Annotated in this window: 16 protein-coding genes; 9 read left to right on the forward strand and 7 right to left on the reverse strand. The window is 54.1% G+C overall.

What is annotated here, in order from left to right; translation table 11 throughout:
* Positions 1-19 precede the first annotated feature (19 nt).
* On the reverse strand, positions 20-502 hold the full coding sequence (gene smpB / locus IEI94_RS06300) for an SsrA-binding protein SmpB (RefSeq protein ID WP_191166471.1): 483 nt from the start codon (positions 500-502) through the stop codon (positions 20-22).
* Between the two features lie 128 nt (positions 503-630).
* On the opposite strand from smpB, the gene IEI94_RS06305 reads away from it, so the two are divergent.
* Together IEI94_RS06305 and IEI94_RS06310 are read left to right on the forward strand one after the other, a co-directional pair.
* A complete protein-coding gene (locus tag IEI94_RS06305) occupies positions 631-1,065 on the forward strand; it encodes a type II toxin-antitoxin system RatA family toxin (protein WP_191166472.1) in 435 nt (144 codons plus the stop codon).
* 33 nt (positions 1,066-1,098) lie between these two features.
* The gene (locus IEI94_RS06310; protein WP_224749964.1) at positions 1,099-1,401 is read left to right on the forward strand and encodes an RnfH family protein; all 303 of its coding nucleotides are present in this window, start codon (positions 1,099-1,101) and stop codon (positions 1,399-1,401) included.
* A gap of 35 nt (positions 1,402-1,436) precedes the next feature.
* Here the strand turns inward: IEI94_RS06310 and IEI94_RS06315 are convergent, their stop codons facing one another.
* A complete protein-coding gene (locus tag IEI94_RS06315) occupies positions 1,437-1,979 on the reverse strand; it encodes an outer membrane protein assembly factor BamE (protein ID WP_191166474.1) in 543 nt (180 codons plus the stop codon).
* A 72-nt stretch (positions 1,980-2,051) separates the two neighbouring features.
* On the opposite strand from IEI94_RS06315, the gene fur reads away from it, so the two are divergent.
* Positions 2,052-2,498, forward strand: coding sequence for a ferric iron uptake transcriptional regulator (gene fur, locus IEI94_RS06320; RefSeq protein WP_191166475.1), 447 nt, complete (start codon positions 2,052-2,054; stop codon positions 2,496-2,498).
* Between the two features lie 91 nt (positions 2,499-2,589).
* On the opposite strand, the gene recN is transcribed toward fur, so the two are convergent.
* The gene (gene recN, locus IEI94_RS06325) at positions 2,590-4,263 is read right to left on the reverse strand and encodes a DNA repair protein RecN (protein WP_191166476.1); all 1,674 of its coding nucleotides are present in this window, start codon (positions 4,261-4,263) and stop codon (positions 2,590-2,592) included.
* A gap of 220 nt (positions 4,264-4,483) precedes the next feature.
* Between recN and grpE the strand changes: the two genes are divergently transcribed.
* From grpE to dptH, 6 genes are all read left to right on the forward strand, one after another.
* On the forward strand, positions 4,484-5,119 hold the full coding sequence (gene grpE, locus IEI94_RS06330) for a nucleotide exchange factor GrpE (RefSeq protein WP_191166477.1): 636 nt from the start codon (positions 4,484-4,486) through the stop codon (positions 5,117-5,119).
* A gap of 120 nt (positions 5,120-5,239) precedes the next feature.
* On the forward strand, positions 5,240-7,171 hold the full coding sequence (gene dnaK / locus IEI94_RS06335) for a molecular chaperone DnaK (RefSeq protein ID WP_191166478.1): 1,932 nt from the start codon (positions 5,240-5,242) through the stop codon (positions 7,169-7,171).
* A gap of 106 nt (positions 7,172-7,277) precedes the next feature.
* On the forward strand, positions 7,278-8,432 hold the full coding sequence (gene dnaJ / locus IEI94_RS06340) for a molecular chaperone DnaJ (RefSeq protein WP_191166479.1): 1,155 nt from the start codon (positions 7,278-7,280) through the stop codon (positions 8,430-8,432).
* A gap of 310 nt (positions 8,433-8,742) precedes the next feature.
* A complete protein-coding gene (gene dptF, locus IEI94_RS06345; protein WP_043510053.1) occupies positions 8,743-10,335 on the forward strand; it encodes a DNA phosphorothioation-dependent restriction protein DptF in 1,593 nt (530 codons plus the stop codon).
* Positions 10,332-11,675: a DNA phosphorothioation-dependent restriction protein DptG gene (gene dptG, locus IEI94_RS06350; RefSeq protein WP_043510051.1), complete on the forward strand. Its 1,344-nt coding sequence runs from the start codon at positions 10,332-10,334 to the stop codon at positions 11,673-11,675. Before dptF ends, dptG begins: the two co-directional genes overlap by 4 nt.
* Complete coding sequence (dptH, locus tag IEI94_RS06355; protein ID WP_043510062.1) at positions 11,656-16,797, forward strand: DNA phosphorothioation-dependent restriction protein DptH; 5,142 nt, start codon at positions 11,656-11,658, stop codon at positions 16,795-16,797. The genes dptG and dptH overlap by 20 nt, the downstream gene beginning before the upstream one ends.
* 101 nt (positions 16,798-16,898) lie before the next feature.
* Here the strand turns inward: dptH and IEI94_RS06360 are convergent, their stop codons facing one another.
* The 4 genes from IEI94_RS06360 to dndB are packed head-to-tail and all read right to left on the reverse strand — an operon-like array spanning position 16,899 to position 21,890.
* Positions 16,899-17,201, reverse strand: coding sequence for a DndE family protein (locus IEI94_RS06360; protein ID WP_051495990.1), 303 nt, complete (start codon positions 17,199-17,201; stop codon positions 16,899-16,901).
* Positions 17,201-19,180, reverse strand: a complete 1,980-nt coding sequence (gene dndD / locus IEI94_RS06365; RefSeq protein WP_043510049.1) for a DNA sulfur modification protein DndD — start codon at positions 19,178-19,180, stop codon at positions 17,201-17,203. The genes IEI94_RS06360 and dndD overlap by 1 nt, the downstream gene beginning before the upstream one ends.
* Positions 19,177-20,784 carry a DNA phosphorothioation system sulfurtransferase DndC gene (gene dndC / locus IEI94_RS06370; RefSeq protein ID WP_191166480.1) on the reverse strand — a complete coding sequence of 536 codons (1,608 nt, stop codon included), beginning with the start codon at positions 20,782-20,784 and terminating at the stop codon, positions 19,177-19,179. The genes dndD and dndC overlap by 4 nt, the downstream gene beginning before the upstream one ends.
* Positions 20,781-21,890: a DNA sulfur modification protein DndB gene (gene dndB, locus IEI94_RS06375; protein WP_197030423.1), complete on the reverse strand. Its 1,110-nt coding sequence runs from the start codon at positions 21,888-21,890 to the stop codon at positions 20,781-20,783. The genes dndC and dndB overlap by 4 nt, the downstream gene beginning before the upstream one ends.
* Positions 21,891-21,906: the final 16 nt, after the last annotated feature.

The following is a 21,906-nucleotide window of genomic DNA, read 5'->3' on the forward strand; positions in this document are numbered from 1 at the left end:
CAGTTCAAGCGTGCGCCGCTCAGTGATCGCGCATGATCCGTGCCTTCTGACGGTTCCAATCGCGCTCCTTCTCGGTGGCGCGCTTGTCGTGCTGCTTCTTGCCGGTCACCAGCGCCAGCTCGCACTTGATCAGGTTCTTCTTCCAGTACAGCTTGAGCGGCACGCAGGTGTGCCCCTTGTCCTGGGTGCGCGAGAAGATCTTGGCGATCTCCTTGCGATGCAGCAGCAGCTTGCGGGTGCGCGTCGGATCGGCGAGCTCATGGGTGCTGGCGGTGTTGAGCGGGGTGATGTGACTCCCCAGCAGCCAGGCTTCGCTGTTCTTGATCAGGATATAGGTGTCGGTGAGCTGCGCCTTGCCGGCGCGCAGGCTCTTGACCTCCCACCCGGCCAGCGCGAGGCCCGCTTCGAAGGTCTCGTCGATGTGGTACTCGAAGCGAGCCTTCTTGTTCTGGGCGATGACGGAACTGGACGGGCCTTTGCCCTTGCCTTTCTTGTTGGCCATGGAACCTCATGTGTCGATATGCCTTGGCAGCCCCATTCGAGATGGGGGGAAGCGTGATAAGATTCAAGGCTTGACGAAATAGCCGACCATGATACGCGTACGGCCCAGCAAAGTCAGCGGAGAGGTAAATGCCTACGGTCAATCGGTCCGCCCTGGTGCGGCACTCCCCAAAGGCCATGTTCGACCTGGTCAATGATTTCGAGCGCTATCCGGAATTTCTCCCGGGCTGTCGGCGGGCGCGTCTGATCGAGCGCGACGAGGAGCACCTGATCGGTGAGATGACCCTGGGCAGGGCGGGGATAGAGCACAGCATCATGACCCGCAACGATCTGGTTGAACCGGAGCGTATCGAGCTGTCGCTGGTCAAGGGGCCCTTTCGCCGCCTGCGCGGCCGCTGGCTATTCACGCCGATGGGCGAGGACGCCTGCAAGGTCAGCCTGGAGATGGAGTTCGAGTTCGCCAATCGGCTGCTGGGCATGGCCTTCGGCAAGCTGTTCCAGCAGGTGGCTGGCCAGCTGGTGGAGTCGTTCACCCGCCGTGCGGATGACCTCTATGGCCGCTGAGGCCTGTCTGCTTGTCGGCCAGGGGGCGCGTTGATGGCCGCCACGATGCGGGTCGAGGTGGCTTTCGCCATGCCCGAGCGGCAGAGGCTGGTAGCACTGAGGGTGCCTGTGGGTACCACGGCGCGCCAGGCGGTGCTGCGGGCCGAGATGGCAAGTGAGTTTCCTGAGCTGGGGGAGGCCTTCTTCCGTGAGGCGCCGCTGGGCATTTTTGGCGCGGTACTCAAGCGCGATGACCAGCCCCTAGCGGAGGGCGATCGGGTCGAGATCTACCGGCCGCTGCAGATTGATCCCAAGCAGGCGCGCAAGCAGCGCGCCTCGCAGGGCAAGGCGCGCTGAGCGATATCCACTCGCCTGACAACGTTGCGCAGCGGTTAGAGTGACGGATCCTGCTGGATCGGCTCCTGCTCGCTGGGCTCCGGCTGGCTAGGCTCTGGCGCGCGCTCGGCAGGGGCGCCGCCGGCCGGCGCAGTGCCGCCGCCCTGCTGGGGCTCTGCCTCGGGCTGAGGGCCCTGCGGGGCCATGCCGTCGTCCGGGCCAACGCCTTCCGGCGCGGGGCCGGGGCCGTCCTCGGGCATCAGATCGATATCCCGTGACAGGTCGCCGTCGCGACTGATATCGACGAGCCGGTCGCCGTCGAAGGTCAGGGTGACGCGGCGCTGATCCACGCCGCCGTAAGCTTCGTCGAGGCGGAACAGATAGTCCCACTGGCTGGCATCGAACGGCCCCTCGAGCAGGGGAGTGCCCATCACGCCTCGCACCTGGTCGCGACTCATGCCCGGCTGCAGTTGGCCGACCATGTCCTGAGTGACCAGGTTGCCCTGGGCCAGATCGCGCTTGTAGACGCCTATGTAGCTACACCCGCTTATCAGAGTGAAGGCAACGGAAAGGGTGACGGTTTTGATCAGCTTTTGCATTTGAGCCTGTTCTTCACTATCGTTGAGTCGGTCGATCATACCCGACCCTACACGTTACTGCGAAGAGCAACCATGGCCGATCAAAACCATGAACTACGCAAGGCGGGTCTGAAGGTGACCCTGCCCCGCGTGAAGATCCTACAGATCCTGGAAAATGCCCCGGGCCAACACCACTTGAGCGCGGAAGATGTCCACAAGGCGCTGCTTGAGGCCGGTGAAGACGTTGGCCTAGCGACGGTCTACCGGGTGCTGACCCAATTCGAGTCCGCCGGTCTGGTGATTCGCCACAACTTTGATGGCGGTCACGCGCTGTTTGAGCTCTCTCAAGAGGAGCACCACGACCATATGGTGTGTCTCGAGAGCGGTGAGATCATCGAGTTCTTCGATGAAACCATCGAGCGCCGCCAGCAGGAAATAGCCGAGGAGCACGGCTTCGAGCTGGTTGACCACGCCCTGGTGCTCTATGTGCGCCCCAAGGGCTCCAAGGCGACACGCCAGGAAGGCATTCAGAAAAAGTAAGCGGAATGCTGTTGCGTTACATCACTCGGCCCCGATCCATGATCGGGGCCGAGTGGTTTATGGGCACTGCCAGGCGCGTGTCAGCAGAGGGCTAGTGATGGGCGCGCTGGCTGGCGTCGAGCATCTCGCGGGCATGGGCCAGGGTGCGCTCCGAGAGCTTGACGCCGCCGAGCATGCGCGCCAGCTCGCGAACCCGGCCGGCGCCGTCGAGCAGCATCATCTGGGTCAGGGTGGTGTCGGCCTCGGCCTGTTTCTCGATATGCAGGTGCTGATGAGCCTGGGCGGCGACCTGGGGCAGGTGGGTCACGGTCATCACCTGGCCGTTGGTCCCCAGGCGCTTGAGCAGCTGGCCGACGATCTCTGCCGTAGCCCCGGAGATACCCACGTCGACCTCATCGAACACCAGGCTCGGGATCGTCGAGTGGCTGGCTGCCACCACCTGGATCGCCAGGCTGATCCGTGACAGCTCGCCGCCAGAGGCGACCTTGGTCAGCGGCCGCGGCGGCTGACCCGGGTTGGCGCTGATCAGAAAGCGCACCGTGTCCATGCCGTCTGCGGCCGGGGTGTCGCGGGCCTCGACCTGCACCGCGAAGCTGGCCTTGCCCATGGCCAGAAAGGCCAGCTGCGCCTGTACCTCCTCGGCGAAGCGGGTGGCCGCCTGCTGGCGCGCCTCGCTGATCGTCCTGGCCTGCTGGCGCCAGGTGTCGCGCAGCTGCTCCACCTCCTGACCCAGCGCCTCGAGATCGTGCTCGCCACCTTCCAGTTCGGCCAGCTCATGGTGCAGGCGCTGGTGCAGGGCGACCAGCTCGTCCGGCAGGACATGGTGCTTGCGGGCGATGCGATGCACTGCACCGAGCCGCTCGTCGACCTCGGCCAGGCGTGCCGGGTCGAGCTCGGTGCTATCGACGAAACGCTGCAGTTCGCGGCCGGCCTCCTCGACCTGGATGCGCGCCTCCTCGAGCATGCCGAGCACCTCGGCGAGGCTGCCGCGATCGCTACCGGGTAGCGCGCTGAGGCGGCCCACCGCCTGGGCGAGCAGCGTCTGGGCGCCGCCGTCGTCGTGGTCGCAGCAGTCGGCGGCGGCCTGCGCCTCGCGCAGCGTCTCCTCGGCGTGGGCCAGCCGCGTCTGCTCCTCCTCGAGTATCTCGAGTTCGCCCTCGGCCAGCGCCAGCTGATCGAGCTCCTCGACCTGATAGCGCAGCAGTTGGCGGCGCGCCGCCAGCTCGTCGCCGTCGTTGGCCAGCCGCTTGAGGTTGCGCCGCGCCTGCTGCCAGCGGCGATGGGTCTCGCCCAGCGTGGCGACGGCATCGCGATGGCCAGCGTAGTCGTCGAGCAGGCGCAGGTGGGTCTCCTCGCGCAGCAGCGCCTGATGCGCATGCTGGCCGTGGATCTCGATCAAATATTCGCCGAGGGCCTTGAGGTCGGCAATGGTCGCCGGCTGGCCGTTGATCCACGCCTTGGATCGCCCGGCGGCAGTGATCACCCGGCGCAGCAGGCAGTCGTCGCTGGGCAGCTCGCGGCTCTCCAGCCAGGCGCGGGCCTCGGGCAGGGCGGTGATATCGAAACGCGCCGAGAGGTCGGCACGCTCGCGACCGTGGCGCACGCTGCCGGCGTCGGCGCGTTCGCCGAGGCACAGCCCCAGGGCGCCGAGCAGGATCGACTTGCCGGCGCCGGTCTCGCCGGTGACGGCGGTCATGCCACCATGCAGTTCCAGGTCGAGGCTATCGACGATGGCGTAATCACGAATTGCGAGCTGTACCAGCATGGCCGCCTGTCTCCTTGCAGTCTTTGTCGCCCTCTGTGCGTTTATACAGTAGCCGATAATCGGCGACAATGCTCGCGACCTCGCCGCATCAACCCATGCCTTGAGATTGTCGTCGGCATCCCCATATAGGCTGCAATCCGATTTACTACAGCCTGCAGATACTGCATGTCGTGAAATGTTCAGGCGGCTGCATGCCGCCTTTCGATGTCAGGAGACACTCATGGCCAAACAACCGCAGACGCCGCTGGACGAAGAGCTGGCGCGTGCCGAGCAGGACGCCGAGCCGCAAGAGACGCCGCTGGATGGCGATCTCGAAGAGGCCATCGATGCCGCCACCGACGAGGGTGAGCTGGTCGAGGAGCCGGTGGCCGGCGATGCCGACGCCGATGTCGATGCGCTCAATGCACGCATCGAGGAGCTCGAGCAGAGTGCCGCAGAGGCCAAGGACCAGGCGCTGCGCGCCGCCGCCGAGGCCCAGAACGTGCGCCGTCGCGCCGAGCAGGAAGCCGACAAGGCGCGCAAGTTCGCGCTGGAAAAATTCGTCAAGGAACTGCTCCCGGTGATCGATAGCCTGGAGAAGGCGCTGGAGGCCATGGAGGACGGCGCCAGCGACGCTCACCGTGAAGGCGTGTCGATGACCCTCAAGCTGCAGCTCGACGTGCTCGGCAAGTTCGGCGTCGAGGCGGTGGAGCCCCACGGCGAGCCGTTCGACCCGCAGTACCACGAGGCCATGGCGATGGTGCCCAACCCGGAGCTCGACCCCAATACCGTCATGGACGTGATGCAGAAGGGCTACCTGCTCAACGGGCGCCTGGTACGGCCGGCCATGGTGGTGGTCAGCCAGGCGGCGAGCTGATCGCGACAAGGCGATTGGGGGCATGGGTCTTGAAAAGCGTCAAGCGGCCCCCAGATAGACGACAACCCCGCGGCGTAGGCCGCGATGTACGAATCAAGTAACAACTTTCGAGGATTTCCTATGGGACGCATCATCGGTATTGACCTGGGGACGACCAACTCCTGTGTCGCCGTTCTCGACGGCGACAGCGCCAAAGTCATCGAGAACGCCGAAGGTGGCCGCACCACGCCGTCCATCATCGCCTACACCGATGATGGCGAGACGCTGGTCGGCCAGGCGGCCAAGCGCCAGGCGGTCACCAACCCCGAGAACACCCTGTACGCCATCAAGCGCCTGATCGGTCGTCGCTTCAAGGACGACGTCGTGCAGAAGGACATCAAGATGGTGCCCTACACCATCACCGAGGCCGACAACGGCGACGCCTGGGTGGAAGTGAAGGGCAAGAAGCTGGCACCGCCGCAGGTCAGCGCTGAAGTGCTGAAGAAGATGAAGAAGACCGCCGAGGACTATCTGGGCGAGGAAGTGACCGAGGCGGTGATCACCGTGCCGGCCTACTTCAACGACAGCCAGCGTCAGGCTACCAAGGACGCCGGGCGCATCGCCGGTCTCGAGGTCAAGCGCATCATCAACGAGCCCACCGCGGCGGCGCTGGCCTACGGCATGGACAAGTCGCGCGGCGACAAGACCGTTGCGGTCTACGACCTGGGCGGCGGTACCTTCGATATCTCGATCATCGAAGTGGCCGACGTCGACGGCGAGACGCAGTTCGAGGTGCTGGCCACCAACGGCGACACCTTCCTGGGTGGTGAAGACTTCGACATGCACCTGATCAACTATCTGGTCGATCAGTTCAAGTCGGACTCCGGCATCGACCTGTCTGGCGACAACCTCGCCATGCAGCGCCTCAAGGAAGCCGCCGAGAAGGCCAAGATCGAGCTCTCCAGCGCTCAGCAGACCGACGTCAACCTGCCCTACATCACCGCCGACAACACCGGCCCCAAGCACCTCAACGTCAAGGTGACCCGGGCCAAGCTGGAGTCGCTGGTGGAGGACCTGGTGCAGCGTTCGCTGGGGCCGTGCAAGACCGCCCTGGCCGATGCCGGCCTGTCCGCCTCCGAGATCGACGACGTGATCCTGGTCGGCGGCCAGACCCGCATGCCGATGGTGCAGAAGAAGGTCGCCGAGTTCTTCGGCAAGGACGCCCGCAAGGACGTCAACCCGGATGAAGCCGTGGCCGTGGGTGCGGCGATCCAGGGCGGCGTGCTGGGCGGCGACGTCAAGGACGTGCTGCTGCTCGACGTCACTCCGCTGACCCTGGGTATCGAAACCCTGGGTGGCGTGATGACGCCGCTGATCGAGAAGAACTCGACCATCCCGACCAAGAAGACCCAGACCTTCTCGACCGCGGATGACAACCAGACTGCCGTGACCATTCACGTGCTGCAGGGCGAGCGCAAGCAGTCCAGTGGCAACAAGTCGCTGGGTCGCTTCGACCTGGCGGATATTCCGCCGGCGCCGCGTGGCGTGCCGCAGATCGAGGTCGCCTTCGATCTCGACGCCAACGGCATCCTGCACGTCTCGGCCAAGGACAAGGCCACCAACAAGGAGCAGTCGATCGTCATCAAGGCCTCCAGCGGCCTCTCCGACGACGAGATCGAGCAGATGGTTCGCGACGCCGAGGCCCACGCCGACGAGGACAAGAAGTTCGAGGAGCTGGTGCAGCTGCGCAACCAGGCCGACGGCATGATCCACGCCGCCCGCAAGACGGTGCAGGAGGCCGGCGAGCACGCCAGCGACGAGGAAAAGGAGGCCATCGAGAGCGCCGCCCAGGAGCTCGAGGAGGCCATCAAGGGGGATGACAAGGACGACATCCAGGCCAAGCTCGACAAGCTGACCGAAGCCTCCGGCAACCTGGCTCAGAAGATGTACGCAGCCCAGGCCGAGGCGGCCCAGCAGGGCGGCGGTGAAGGCGGCGAAGACGCCGGCAAGCCGGACGAGGACGTGGTCGACGCGGAATACGAAGAAGTCAACGACGACCAGAAGAAGCCGTAATCGTCGAGGGTATGCCACGGCCGACGGCAGCGCGGGGGGATGACTCCCGCGTTGCCGTTTCCGCGGATCAGGCGATAACTGCCTAGACCAGGAGGCGCATGGACCCATGTCCAAACGCGATTATTACGAAGTGCTCGGCGTCGAGCGCGGGGCCGACACGAAAGAGATCAAGAAGGCCTACCGACGCCTGGCACAGAAATACCATCCGGACCGCAACCCGGATGACGAAAGCTCGGCCGAGCGTTTTCGGGAGGTCTCCGAAGCCTACGAGATCCTGAGTGACAGCGAGAAGCGTGCCGCCTATGACCAGTTCGGCCATGCCGGCGTCGACGGCCAGGCCGGCGGCTTCGGTGGCGGCGGCTTCGGTGGTGGCGCGGGGGCCGGTGGCTTCAGCGACATCTTCGGCGACGTCTTCGGCGATATCTTCGGCGGTGGCGGCGGCCGGCGCAGCCCCCATGCGCCGCAGCGGGGCAGCGACCTACGCTACAACCTGGAGCTCGACCTGGAGAGCGCGGTTTCCGGCACCACCGTCGATATTCGCGTGCCGCGCCACATCGAGTGCGACCGCTGCGACGGCCAGGGCGCCGAGCCGGGTTCCAGCAAGGAGACTTGCCCCACCTGTAACGGTCATGGCCAGGTGCGCATGCAGCAGGGCTTCTTCGCCGTGCAGCAGACCTGTCACACCTGCCACGGCAGCGGCGTGCACATCAAGGTGCCCTGCCACAAGTGCCACGGCGAGGGCCGGGTGCGCGAGACCCGCACCCTGTCGGTGAAGATTCCCGCAGGCGTCGATACCGGCGATCGCATTCGTCTCAACGGCGAGGGCGAGTCCGGCATTAACGGCGGGCCGCCCGGCGATCTCTACGTCCAGGTGGCGATCAAGCCGCACCATATCTTCCAGCGCGACGGCAAGCACCTGCACTGCGAGGTGCCGATCAACTTCATCGATGCCGCCCTGGGCGGTGAGCTGGAAGTGCCGACGCTGGACGGCCGGGTCAAGCTCAAAATCCCCCCCGAGACCCAGACCGGGCGGCTGTTCCGCCTGCGCGGCAAGGGCGTCAAGCCGGTGCGCGGCGGCCCCCCGGGCGACCTGCTGTGCAAGGTGGTGGTCGAGACCCCGGTCAACCTCAACGAAGAGCAGAAGGAACTGCTGCGCCAGCTCCAGGAGAGCCTGGGAGGCACCAACAGCGCCCACCACTCGCCCAAGAAGAGCGGCTTCTTCGACGGCGTGAAGCGGTTCTTCGAGGATATGAAGCCGTAACGCTTCCGGCTCTCCCCGGAAACGAAAGGGCCCCCGGCATCGCCAGATGCCGGGGGCCTTTGTGTCCAGATTTCAGCGTTGGAGGTGATCCATGTATCAAGTTAGGGCCGCCTTGGCGTGGAGCCAAGGGGGCTGGTGAGGCAATAGGTTACCTGATCAATTCTAGACTGTGCAGCTTTGGAAGATGGAACTTCATGTCCTGGGAGAGGTTTCCCTGCAATTACCTGCTGTGCTAGTCTCGAAGTACATTTTGGCTATGCATTAAGCTAAGGTAGTGAGCTTTTTTCCCCATTGATTAAGGATAAGAAGCGTGAAGTTCAAACGGTTGCTGGATAGCCTAGCGAGATCATCGGCTCAAGCAGTAAGTACTCTTGGGCAAGGAGAAAGTGAAGAAGAGGAGCTAAAACAATATCTGTATGTGGAAACTGAAATAGAAAAAGATTTCAAAAAAACCCTAGATTCATGTCGAGGCTCTACTTCGGTTGTTTTCCTTTGTGGTTCTAGCGGTGATGGAAAATCAGAGATTCTAAAGCGGTATTATAAGGATTATTCAGAGGATTTTTTTTTCCACCTTGATGCAACTCATAGTTTTAGACCGGATCAGAGTGCTATTGAAACACTGGACCAACTTTTCGATAAATATAAATATTCCGATAAGCCGCTAGTAATAGGCATAAACGTGGGGATGCTATTCAACTATGCGGCAACTGGGTCGGAACGCCATCAAGATATAAGGTCAGCGATTGAGGAGTTTACCAGCGCAGGAATTTTCAGCTCTCCATTCATTTTTTTGAATTTCGAGGATTATCCGAAATTTAGTCTTGAGGATGGCTCTGCCGGGTCGGCATTTATCAGCAAGCTGCTAGAGAGGATAGTTTATCCCTCTGAAAAAAACCCTCTTTACCGTGCCTATTTGGATGAAAGAGAGGAGTCGTCCGGCTTACTGAGCATCAATTATAGACTCCTCCAGCAGGAAGTGGTAAGGGAGCGAATAGTACAGCTTTTGCTTTCTTCACGGTTGCGTTTTGATCAATTTTTATCTGCACGGGCGCTGCTGGATTTTGTTCACCACTTAATCTGTGGTCCGCAAAACCTTTTCGAAAACTTATTTGCATGTGGTCACAATGAACTCTGTGACATTATTAGTCATTTTGACCCTTGCTCAATCCGGTCGCAAAAGCTTGACCAGTTTCTCATCCAGCATTCCTTAGGAGTGAAGGAGCAGAGATTTACTGAATTCCAGGAAGAAGTTTTCAGTGCATTCAATATAAAAGGGTTAGACGCTGCTGGCTGGTTGCGACTATTCTATGTACTCCAAGATCTCAAGATCGGCAATAATTACCACCAGGAATATGTCGAGGATCTTCAGCGCCCTTTATATGGCCGATATATTGATGTATGGCGATTACATGCAGCCTTTGACAACGGTGCAGAAAAAAGACAATTACTTCGAAAGTTTTATAATGATGAATTGATATCAGCTTTAATGCGCTTTGGGAACCGCCTGTCTCCTTCATTGATAAAGCGAAAACACATGTATTTGTGCAAGCGAAACGGTGTTGTCATCTCTGCCCAAGCAGATATTCGGCCAGATTTCAAAAGGATCGAAGGCGAGGCAGTAAAAAATATTTACGAATTTCCTATTTGCTTAAAGGTTTCGGATGTTCCTTTGAGGACGTTTCACGTCAATGTGAATTTCCTTGAACTGGTAACAAAGATTAATAATGGTTATCGGCCTAATAAGCATGACAAGAATACCATTGTTATTTTGGAAGAAGTCGTGGATGAGGTGACCAGGGTTGCTGTTCGAGCGAAGAAGTTATTTTTCACAACCGATTATCGACAAATTTCGCTTACCAATGAGCCGGATGACGGGGAGTTTGTGGTTGGAGGTGATGAATGAGTATCTCTGAAAACTTGGCTAAGCTTGCTGATCAAGAAATACAGGAACGAAACCTTGTTAATAGTTTTCTGCCCTTTCGGCAGCAGAGATCTAACGCTGCAGAATACGATTTTGAAGCTATAGCTGGTAGTGTTCTCTCTGCAGCTCTTGGACAAAAAATTAAAAAAGGCCATAGTCTGGAATCATATAAGGGCGAAGTCATTTCGCGACTAGCAAATAAACTAACTGATAATTCCATGGATGGTCTCATTCATGAAATGTATTTCAGTGGTGAAGTTCCTGGTCTTTATAAGGTGTCGCCAGAATTTCTTCTATTTAAAGAGTCTGTTGCTGATGGATCGACCAATAAGCATGTGTCCCAGTTGTTTAAAAACTTCGTTGCAGAAAGTGGTAGGACATTTTCCAAGCTAAGTAGTGAAGTCAACTTCCTAGAGTTAGAGTTGATATCAGAGCTTCAGGATGATTTGGAAGCATACCGGCCAGTATCACTGGAGTCTCCCTATCTTCCCTTCCTTTCCGGGTTATTTGTTGAGGATCTTCAGTTCCTATCCGGGCATCCTAACTATCTGCTTGACAACATTCGTTCGTTCTTTGGTCTATATGTTTTTTTGTATAGTGCCCAATTGGCATTAAATATTAATGAATGGGAATCTGAGCCAAAAAGCAAGCCTCTTTATTTTATACTAGATACTGAAAAGGCAAGTTTGGAGCGCAAAGATGTAAGAAAAGCCTTTCTATGGCTGAAAGATAAGGTTGCTGATTTGTTTCCTGTTTTATCAATGTTGGAGTATCTGAATCAACCTCAGAATAAGAAAGCAGTTAAGTATCCATTGTGGCAGTTTTTAAGCTATATTGAGAGTCTCAGTGAGGTGGAGCGTGGCAATGTTCAAAGGTCAATGGAGATCTTCTGCGAGAAATATCGGGATAAGCGAAGTCTTCCAAAGCATGGAGAATATCCAAGTGACATTGTTTCCATGATCCGTGTCTTAACGGGAACTGCCAAGGAGATCTTCAGTAGACGGGGAACTAGTCAGTTCACGGTTAATAGCAAGTTTGTGAATGCGTTTGAGAATGAAATTGCGCAACACTTCATTCAGGCGAGAGGCCGTTCAGGACGAGTCTTAGTGATCTCTCAGGACTATTTGCTTCTACTTGCTAATTTGGCAGTTGGTGCTCGAGAGAAAATACAATTTCAGGAACTATTAGCCGAATTTCGGAAGCGAGGTATTTGGTTTGATCGCCAATCTGAGCAAGCGATTATAAAGTTTCTCGAGCGCATCGGGAATGTTGAAAGAATGAGTGATAGCGGGGATGCAGTATATGTCAGAAAGACACTTTGAAGCCTTTCTCGTAAAGAATCTGAAAAAATGGCTGCAAGGGAAGATATCAAAAGGAGACCGATATCAGTTCAAGTCGCCAGATCCAGAAAATACGGTTGCGCTGGTTTCAGAACTTTTATCAAGCCGGGACGGCGTGCTCTCGGTCCGTGATCAGGAGCTATCCTACATTGATATCGATGGCTTCCGCCTCTTGGTTGTGGGCCACTTAGAGCAGCATAATATACAGAACGCTTGTTATACTGAAAACTATATTTCCAACCTGCGAGACGCTGTCGCAGCACAAGACTCACCTTTTGAAAAATGTGCACTACTGATCATTCACAATAGCCTATTGGACACACTAATAAACAGTGCTCTTGATCTCGCGCGAGGAGACGCTGTATGGTCCCCGAAATCTATCAAGCAACAGCTTGAAGGGTTGATTTCAGAGGGGCTTAGCAATCAGGTCGCTTCACGTTGCCTACTCGAACATCAGGTTCGTGTAATCACAGAAGAAGATTCCAGTGTTTTCGGATTCAGGCACCTACACGACTCGATGCTTGACGGAGTTCTTTGTTTCGAGGAGTTGGGCCTATTTAATGACCCCATTGTGCTTAGCAATACTAATGAAAAGCAGGTCGAACGTCGTCTTGAGGTCAATCGACAGTTACGGTCAGAGATTGAGTTTGCTGTCGAACACTATCCTAACGATCTTGAAGAGCGGCTGACGAAATTCGGCTCTAAGTTTATCCAAAAACACTTTGGCGAAAATCCAGAAGAGCCATGGAGCACATTAAATTATGGCGATTTCAAGGCTGAAGAGGATCAGCAGAAAAAGCTTTCGCTTGATTTTGAGGGGCTAGAGGAAAAAGATTGTGTAGTTCAAGTTCGTAATAAAAAAGAGACTGCAGCAGGACTGCGAGATAAACACCTAATTATTGTGATGCCTGAAGGCCAAGAAAGATTTGAGTTTAAGATAAAATTCGTAGGACAAAGGCTAGAGAAGCATGAGCTAGAGCCGCAGCCTAAAAAAATTTCAGATCGTGTCGCTATTGAGTTCTATGGCCGAGGCAAAAAGTCGGTTTATACGGTATCTGGTGCATGCGGAGTAGATCCACTGTTTTTTACACTGCGCTTAAATCGCGACTCTTCGAGCGAGAAGTATAGCTTTCATTGTATGGTCCTCCGTGAGGGAGCATTTCACCTGGCTTCCTTTGAAAACCAGTTTCTAATTGACCGAATCCGAAGGGCTCTCGTCCTACAGGCCGAGCAGCATGTGCTGGAAATCAATCCGAAGCTAACGGAATGCCTGACCCTTGATGACAGTGGAAAAGCGATATCTACCACGGAATACGGGAGAGTAGATTTTCAGCAACTGTATGAGGAGTCCGACGAGGTAAGTTTCATCCTAACGAACGGCGAGACGGAACTAACCGTACTAGTTGAAGGAGAAGCAAGCAAGGAGAGTGTCCGCTTACCCTTGATGCTTGATCCGGACCGGTTCGCGAGACTTTTCAATGACGATAACTACAACGGTATTTATCGACGGGCTAAAGAAACAGTTGTCATAGACAATCAGGAATCTGAACCACTGTTCCTGAGGAAACAGTTACTATTGGCCGAAGCTTCATTCGTGTCAGATGAATTAATCGAATGGGATCAGAATCATAGCAATGGAATCTCAGCTTCGAATTTGCAGCTTGCTGATAAGGTACTTTATACTAAGTATCAAGCGCTGATTGCCTACTTTCAGCAGAGGAAGACACTCCCTTCGCTTGCAAGCTGGGGGCCTGAGCTAGTCGATATTGCCAGGGATTTTGTTTTCGCGTGTATTCAATATCTTGAGTCCATTCCGAAAGGGCAAACCCTCAGCACCGTGAACCGTTTGGTCATGCGTGTAGGTTTTGCCACAATTGAAGGGCGAAGGTTCCTTACACCATTCCATCCGTTGGTAATCGCTTACTATATTAATTTGATTGATGAGATAAAATTTGATGGAGACGCTCGAAGCTTTAAACAGCTTCCTGAGGTCACGAAAAACCGTTTAACCCCTCGTGGATTGATACCTCATCTTTATGATCCGGTGCACAGGTATAGTTACACACAGTCTGTTAAGCAGAACCCCTTTTGGCTCGAGGTGGTGCCCCATCAAGACACGAGTTTCGATTTCGTTACCACTCTTGTTAAACACAAGATCGAAGAGTTCACGGCTACCTTCACAAAACTCTTTCAGCATGTAGAAGATGCCCCCCTGCTCATCAACTCGGTGAACAATGCTGAAAATTATGAATTGTTCCGAGGTATTGTTTCTTATTACCAGGATAATTTGGAAAAGGGGTGCTATATTCACGTTAATCTTTATGATGAGGAGCTCATAGAAACAGAGTTTGATGTTTTTGCCGAGATGGGGCTGTATGACGACATTAAGAAGAATTATCGATTAGATAAAGGCGCTGCGCGTCGGAATGCAGACACCATTATTGATCTTTTAAGGACTCGTTTTACCTACAGTAAGTTCCGGCACGATGCGGCTGATAACCAGGCCTATGCTCATCTTTGTTTTTTTAAGAATGATCAAAAAGTTGAAGCCGTAGACAATAACATAGACGAACATCTGTCAGGCGTGGCCTGTGGCGGCTTGTTAAACGGTGAGTCATCTCGAAGTGAGAACGGTCGGTTCTTCACCGCTTTTGGGCTAAAAGGAGTCGTCTACGAGAACAAGCCACACCTGAAGCTCGCTAAGCTTGTTGGCTCACTTTCTCGTCCTGCGCAGTCGAAAAATGACCGCTACCATGATCATTCAGCTATCAGCTTAGCTGTCAGCGAGGACTTCAGATCTCTGCTGCAGCGTTCATACGATAGTTCAATATGGACAACTATTATCGATCCAAAGGTGACCTTGGAGTTTTTCGAGACGACCAAGGGTGTGATACTCATCCACTATTCCGATCAGTACACTAGTTCCTCTGGGTATGATGCGATCACCGTAACTAAGCAGGTGGATCTGTATAAGAATATACTAGGAAGTTCTGGTGTCGATCTTATTCGGGAATTTAACGCCTTTAATGGTGAGTGGCTCCTCAAATTAATCACGGACCCCCTTACCGAAAAAATTGCCAAACAGGGGATAATAGGCGCATACAAGATCGTGAGTGTGTTGCTAGATCAGTCGGATATCACCTGGGTTCCGCTCTCCGTTGCAGAAATGATCCGTGTGGCTGGCAATATTGGACTAGCGATGTCTGATAGTGACTTCTCACGTTACAACCGAGAGATTCGAAAAGGCGTTATCTCTGACGACATCATCTTTGCTGGATTCAAAGATAACCACCTCTATCTCCTACCTGTTGAGGTAAAAGCAGGCTCCCGTCCAGACTTTACCAAGGCTCGGAAGCAGGCGGTTGAGCTGAAAAGATACATGGAAGAAGATTTGTTGGGACCGAACACCATGGAGGCACGGCTATACAGGGCTCTGTTTGTCAGGCAAGTTCTTCTCCAGATAGAAAAGTACGAGCTTTATGAGGTTTTTGAAAAAGAGCACTTCGGATTCTTCCTCGAAAGGAGAGAGGAATGGCTTGAAGGAAATTATGCGATTGGCCAGCTTCGCAACTATCCAAAAGCGATGGTTGTCGCACACATCAATGCTGAGAGTTGTTTTGAGGAAAATTACGAAATACGGGAAGAGGTGCTTGAAGCAGAGATTCCTATGGGCATCCTTGAACAGCTTGTTCGCACTCCCTATCGAGAGCTAAAAAAGAAAATTAAAGATAAAAGAATTCTCCACGTACCAGATGCATTTTTCCTTTCATCTTTTGAGCAATTCGAAGATGCTGATGGAGAGTGTGTCTCTAAGGAATCGCAAGAGAAGAGTGAGGAGGTAGAATCAGTTTCCAAGGTAGAGGAGGTAGAGGAGGTAGAGGAGGTAGAGGAGGTAGAGGAGGTAGAGCCGCTAGCTCCAGCTAACGACGGCGCCTCATCAGGTGAAGAGGATTCGTTAAAAGTTGAGCCGGGTCCTCTTAAGGTCCAGTTTGGCACCGACGTGCAAACTGGTGAGTCGGTCTACTGGGAGCCAACGAATACTGATAAGCTCTTCAATACGAACACTGGTATTATCGGCACCATGGGGACTGGAAAAACTCAGTTTACCAAGTCAGTAATTACCCAGTTGTACCGAAATCAGCACCAGAACGTTGATGGATTACCCATTGGTATTCTGATCTTTGACTATAAGGCGGATTATGTAAAAGAAGATTTTGTCCAGGCTACTAACGCGAAAGTTCTAGATCTCCACCGCCTTCCTTTTAATCCGTTCGCCATATTTGGTGACCGACCGATGCAGCCCGTACACACAGCGAATTTGTTCAGAAGCACGCTTGCAAAGGCTTTTGGTCTCGGGAACAAGCAACAAAATAAAATTCGCACGTTAGTGATGGATGCATATGAGCGTGCAGGTATTTATCCGCAAGATAGGGTGACCTGGACGAGGCCGGCTCCGACCTTATGCGATGTATGGGGGCTCTATCAGGAACAAGAAAAAGTGGAGCATGATTCTCTCCACGCAGCGCTAGACGATCTGATGAGCTTTGAAATCTTTGAGTCAAATACATCTGAGACACTATCACTCTACGATATGCTGGAGGGTGTGACAGTCATTAATCTATCTGGCTATGATACGCAGATACAGAATTTAGTAGTTGCTTTAACTTTAGATCTGTTCTATACGCAGATGCACCAGAAAGGTAGCTCTCGAATTAACGGTAAATATCGCCAAATATCCAAAATGATTTTAGTGGATGAGGCAGATAATTTCATGTCGCAAGACTTTGAAAGTCTGAAGAAAATTTTAAAGGAAGGTCGAGAGTTTGGGGTGGGCTCTATTCTGTCAACGCAAGAGTTGACTCATTTTAGAACGGCTGAAAATGATTATTCTAACTTGATACTTTCATGGGTTGTTCATCAAGTTCCAGGTGCTAGTAGCAAAGATGTAAGATCAATTTTTAATGTCAGCTCGAAACAAGACGAAGAGGCCATTGTCAATAGTATAAGAAAAATGTCTAAGCATAACAGTTTGTATGTAACGGGCAGCAAAAAAGTCATTAAAACTAAGGATTTGGCATTTTGGGAGCTAATCGGAAATCTTTAATCTCTAGATTTTAATAATCAATGAGGTTGCCCCTCCGGCACTGAACAGTCTATGGTGAAGCTATGGAGGGGCACTCAGTTTGACACTGGGTACCCCGGAGGTCACATAACGGCACGCTCCACATGAAGTGCCCATTTTTTTGCGGCTTCGCTCTTTTCTTGTTTTCCATATAGATTTATTAGAACTGCTTCAGTGACTTCCTCTAGCTCTCCTAACCATGTCGATTTTTCTAGCATCATATGGCCACTAATGAATTCTTGCGTTGTCTCCGTGATCGGCCCTTGCTCTATAGACCTGAAAAAAAGTTCCCTTGCAAGTATGTTAGGTGGCACACCTGTGCGTTGCTTTTCGCGCTTTAGTTTTTCTTCCATGCTTTTCGTTAAAGAAAATCGACTAGGCAGCATTAGAAGTATCCTTTCACCAAAATAGTTTCGCCAGAGTTATTGGAAAAATTGAGTGAATAAGTTTTAGAGATGGCATCTTTAAAAGCTTTAGCAACTTCGTTAATTCGTATTTCTGTATCTGTTGAAAGCAAAACCACTTGGTGGCTTGCATTGGGAAAATAGTTTTCAGTTACCCTTGCTCTATGCTTTGAGTCCAGGCGACCGAGCGGTGTGTCAATGATGATAGGTAGTCGGCGTCCTGAGGCTTGTCCTAGTGCTTCCAACATTGCTGTTGCGTATATCTGTTTCTCGCCAGCCGATAGTTGCTCGCGTTCTATGATTCTTCCATCGCTATACGCTAATTGCACTCCAAATGTATTTGGATCAATTTTCGGGATAAGGCTATTATGCCACTTGCGTGTCAATCGCTTGAAAGACTCACCAAAATGATATTCAAGCTCGTGAATTTTGCTGATCTTTGCTTGATTGGAGTAACTGGCTAACATCTCTCGGGCTGATTTGGCCATTTCGATAGCATGAACATTATCAGATTGGTGCTGGTGCTCGGCTTCAAGCTTTCGCAGTTTGCGAATACAGTCCATAGCAGCGCGTAGCTCACGCTTAGAGTTTTCACGCTTTTCTTCAATTTGGCTATTAAGGCGGCCTTGCTTAATCTGTGCTTCAGTCAGCTGTTCATAGAGTGGTTTGATTCGCTGCTCGTCTGGAGCGCGCTCCAGATTTGTGGCGCACTCACTGATCTTGTGCCGAAGGTTCTCGAGCTGCTTCTCAAGCTCGTCGACCTCCTTCTTCTGCTTTGGTGCTTCTACGGTGATCTGGTGACGCAGATTTTCAATCTCCCTATCCGAAATGTCATGCACCATCTCCACCTTCTTGGGCGGCTTCAAGTTCTTGCCAAAGGCCTTTTCAATAGCTTGATCAAGTAGCCCTTCTTTACCTTGCAGTGCGCCTGCCAGCTCGTTACGCAGTGCTTTAGCTTGGCGTTTCGCGGCTTGATGAGTGACTAGCTGCGTGCGAAAGCTGCTCTCGGCATCGAGCTGAGCTAGCAATGTCCCTAGTGCTGTGGGTGCCAGTGCCAAGGGATAGAGAGAACCTTTTAGTGAACGTATCTGACTTCTGATGATTTCCTGTTCAGCCAGCAGGCGCTCCATCCGCTCCTTTTCAGCTGCCTGATTTTCGTACCAGGCGCCGCCATGGGCTTCTATCTTCTGCTCCAGGCGAGCGATATCGGCCCTCAGGTTATGCAGTTGATCCTCTAGTTTTTCTTTACTCTCGAGCTCATGTTGGTAGGCTGCGTATCGCCGCTCATACTCAGCCTCTAGCGATTCGGCCTCTTGGCGAATCGCCTCGGGTAGTCTGCCTTTCGAATGGTTGCGGATGTAGACGCCGAGGTCTGCACGCAGCTTATTAACAAGGTCTAGCCCTAGCAGTCGTTGGATGGCATCAGCTAGCGCTGCATTGCCCTTGGATTCCGCCAGCTCTGCAATTTTCTCTCCATCGAAGAAGAAAAGGTCGGCAATCCCCAGGGGGATCAGATCATTCAGGAAACTCTGGTTTTGCTCATGAGAGAGGTTGGATAGCACCTCTTCATCACGTGTAATCTGGAGGTTTTCTGTAACCGCACCGCTGGTATCACGGAACCAGCTGCGTACGACATCGTAATCGTGCTGTTGTCCACCGCGGCTATCACTGAACATCAGGCGTACGTAGGCACTATTCGGTGCACGCTCAGCTCCACTGGGCTTGTGTATGCAGTCCGCCAAGTATTGGAAATACTCCTCACTGGAGACCTTGGCGCCTAGAATGCGGCGTCCATAAAGAGTAAGCCGAACGGCTGTCAGGATGGATGTCTTGCCAGCACCGTTCAGGCCGCCAAATAGGATAATTGGTTTTTGGCCGCTTGGGCCTTCTGGTGTAAGATCGATCTCATGGTCACCTCGAAAGACCCTGAAATTGCCCAGTTTCAGCGTGTTCAGGATCATTTGCTCAGTTCCTCGTACTGGATTTCCAACCCAGCCAGCAGCTCGTCATAGACGCTCTTGGCGTTGCGAGTTTTTCCTTGGTAGCTGGTGTTTTCCTGGAATATGTCTTGCATTTTCCCCTTGGCCGCTTGCATCCCCTCCAATGCCATACTGGCATCCTGTTTCTTGGTGTGCAGTGTGTCGAGCTCTCCCCAGTCTTGGTTGAGAAGGGTGTCGATTCTCTTGAAGACCCCGTGGCGTTTGCTGAGCCCATCCAGAGATTGCTCCAGCTGCAAGAGCTTGATGGCAAGCTCAATGGGAGTGCCATGCTCCTGGCAAGCCTCTCTCAAGGCGACCGCATCCTGTTGCGACAGCACCCCCGCTGAGTCCTGCATCCACTCAAGCTTATAGCCATAAACGCTGGCATAGATGGCGGGCAGCGTATCCAATGCATCCGGCTCATTGGGGTCGTTGAGCCACTCAAGGCGGATATGCTTCAGCTCGTCCTCATGGATCAGGCGTATGGGGTTGCCGCCGTCGTTGAGATTCTTCTGGATCTCAAGCAGTTTTTTGAGCCAAGCCTGGCGGTATGATATCCAATATGGGCCTGGAATTACCTTCTTCTCGATGGTGGTGTCATCGTCGATTTGGCCACGTGCGTACTGCACCTTGCCGGTACGGCGCTTATGGTTCCGGTACTTGGCTTTGTTGTGAGGCTTTGTCGTTCGATACAGCAGGTCGCGGAAGGATTTGAGTCGCTTCATCCAGACCTCCCCCGACTCAATCAACCCCTCCATGGCACGGTCTTTTGTTACCACGGTACAGGTCCAGCAGCCGAAGCGGGAATTCCCGCAGGAGGGTGTCTTGGTGTCGATGACAACCGGGCACTCGCCCGCACTTGAGTCCTTGTATAGCTCGAACAACTGGTGATGCGTTCCGCCCCATGGCGCAGGTGCGCCCAAGAGGTACATCCACACTTCATCGAAGGTCCAGTCTTCGATGGGCATGTAGGTATAGGCACCGGGCAGGGACGAGTGCTTGGATAGAAGCGATCCGTCCACCTTGTGTTTGGCAATAACCTGGGCCCGTGAAGCGCTTTCCTGGCTACGGGCGCCTAGAACCACGACCACCTCGCCGTGACGGGTCACTTTATCCAGGATGAAGCTGCTTACCGGGTCAATTTTCATCCGCTCGGTACACCAGCGGAAACTTTGCGTCGGTGCGGGATACCCTTTACCAAGGAGGTTAACCCAGAAGGTTTCATTTGCCTTCGGAACTACCTGGTGGGCGGTGAACGGGAGGCCCTGCTCTTTTGCTCTTAGATTGATGTGCTCCAGGGTCGAGGAAATCATATCGACCACTACCGGTGTCTCAACCAGCGTATCGGAGCTGACGACGTAAACGTGCTTGTGTCGCTCGTGAGCAGGCAGCTTCTCGATAGCCGTATAGATCAGCGATAAGACGACGGTCGAATCTTTGCCGCCGCTGAAGCCGATCACCCAGGGGCGCTCGTCTTCCAGGTATAGGGTTTGTAGTTCGGAGAGCAGGTCAGGGAGGGGCCGCCCGGCAAAGCTCTGCGCGGCAACCATTTCGTCCTGAGTGGCAAAAAGCGTGGCGGTGCTCATGTTAAAAACATGTCCTCGAGTTGGCGCTGGCCATCGCTGAGCGGGATGCCTAAACGCTGTTTGAGGTAGCTGGCGAGTAGCTCAACAGAGGTGTGGGATTTGGAAATACGGCCATTTTGCAGGCAGCGTCCTTCCCATTCGGGATTCGAGCGTTGCCAATTCTCATCTGCCAGGGGCTGCAGTCGATTGGCATACCAGTCGGGATCATAGTCCGGCGCCTCATACCTCAACGATGCGCAAGAAACGGCTAGTGCTTGTAGAAAAACGCCATGGGCATGAATGCTGCCTTGGCGTAACCGCATAGGTAGGCTGGTATTATCCAGGGCATGCTGCCAGTCAGGCATGACTTGGCATACCCCCAGCCAGAAGGCGATGCATTGAGTATGTTCGGGGCCGCTGGCCATGTCGCGCTTACGCTTCTCCAGAAAGCGCCAGTTGGCGTTCTTGATTGCGCTCAGTGTGAACAGTTTCCTAGATTTCAACGGCAGGGAGCTCTTCTCGACCTCGGTAAGCTCTCGGAAGCAAGGCACTTCCTGCATCACGCAGCGGGCCAGGGTTGAGGCGGAATCGCGCTTGTCAAAAAATGTGTTAAGCGAGGTGCTGGGACGGATCGCGTGGCGGTTCAGGTCAGCAAACATCTGCTGGCTGCGCTTCAACCCTTCGTCGATGAACAGCAAAACAGGAATGCTGTCGTGGCCTAGCTCACGCTTCTTGGTAACAGCCCGCTCAATAGCGGCGCGCCGATGCTGGCCATCATTAATGAGAAGCCGGGCTTCTTGAGGGATGCGGAGCATGCCGACTAATGGCACCAGCTCCTCCCCGGTGGGCACAAATTCTGCCTCCTGGTCTAGCGAGGCTGTGATGGCAGGCAAGATATAGTTATCGGAATTTTGCGTCAGGTAATCGGTTATCTCAGGTATGCGTCCAGGGTTGACAGCACGTTGCGCTCGCTCTTCCGGCGGTAGGCCAGAATCGTCATAGTGGAACAGCTTTGGAATGAGGCGCAGCGGGCACATGATGGTGTAGCATGCACGCCCTCCCTGAATCCCTCGCAAAGCTGGGAAATCATGGGTTTGCTGAGTTTTTACTCTTGCCATCTGTGCCATGAGTACGTTACTTAAG

The sequence above is a fragment of the Halomonas sp. ML-15 genome, assembly GCF_014779595.1.
Classification (GTDB): domain Bacteria; phylum Pseudomonadota; class Gammaproteobacteria; order Pseudomonadales; family Halomonadaceae; genus Franzmannia.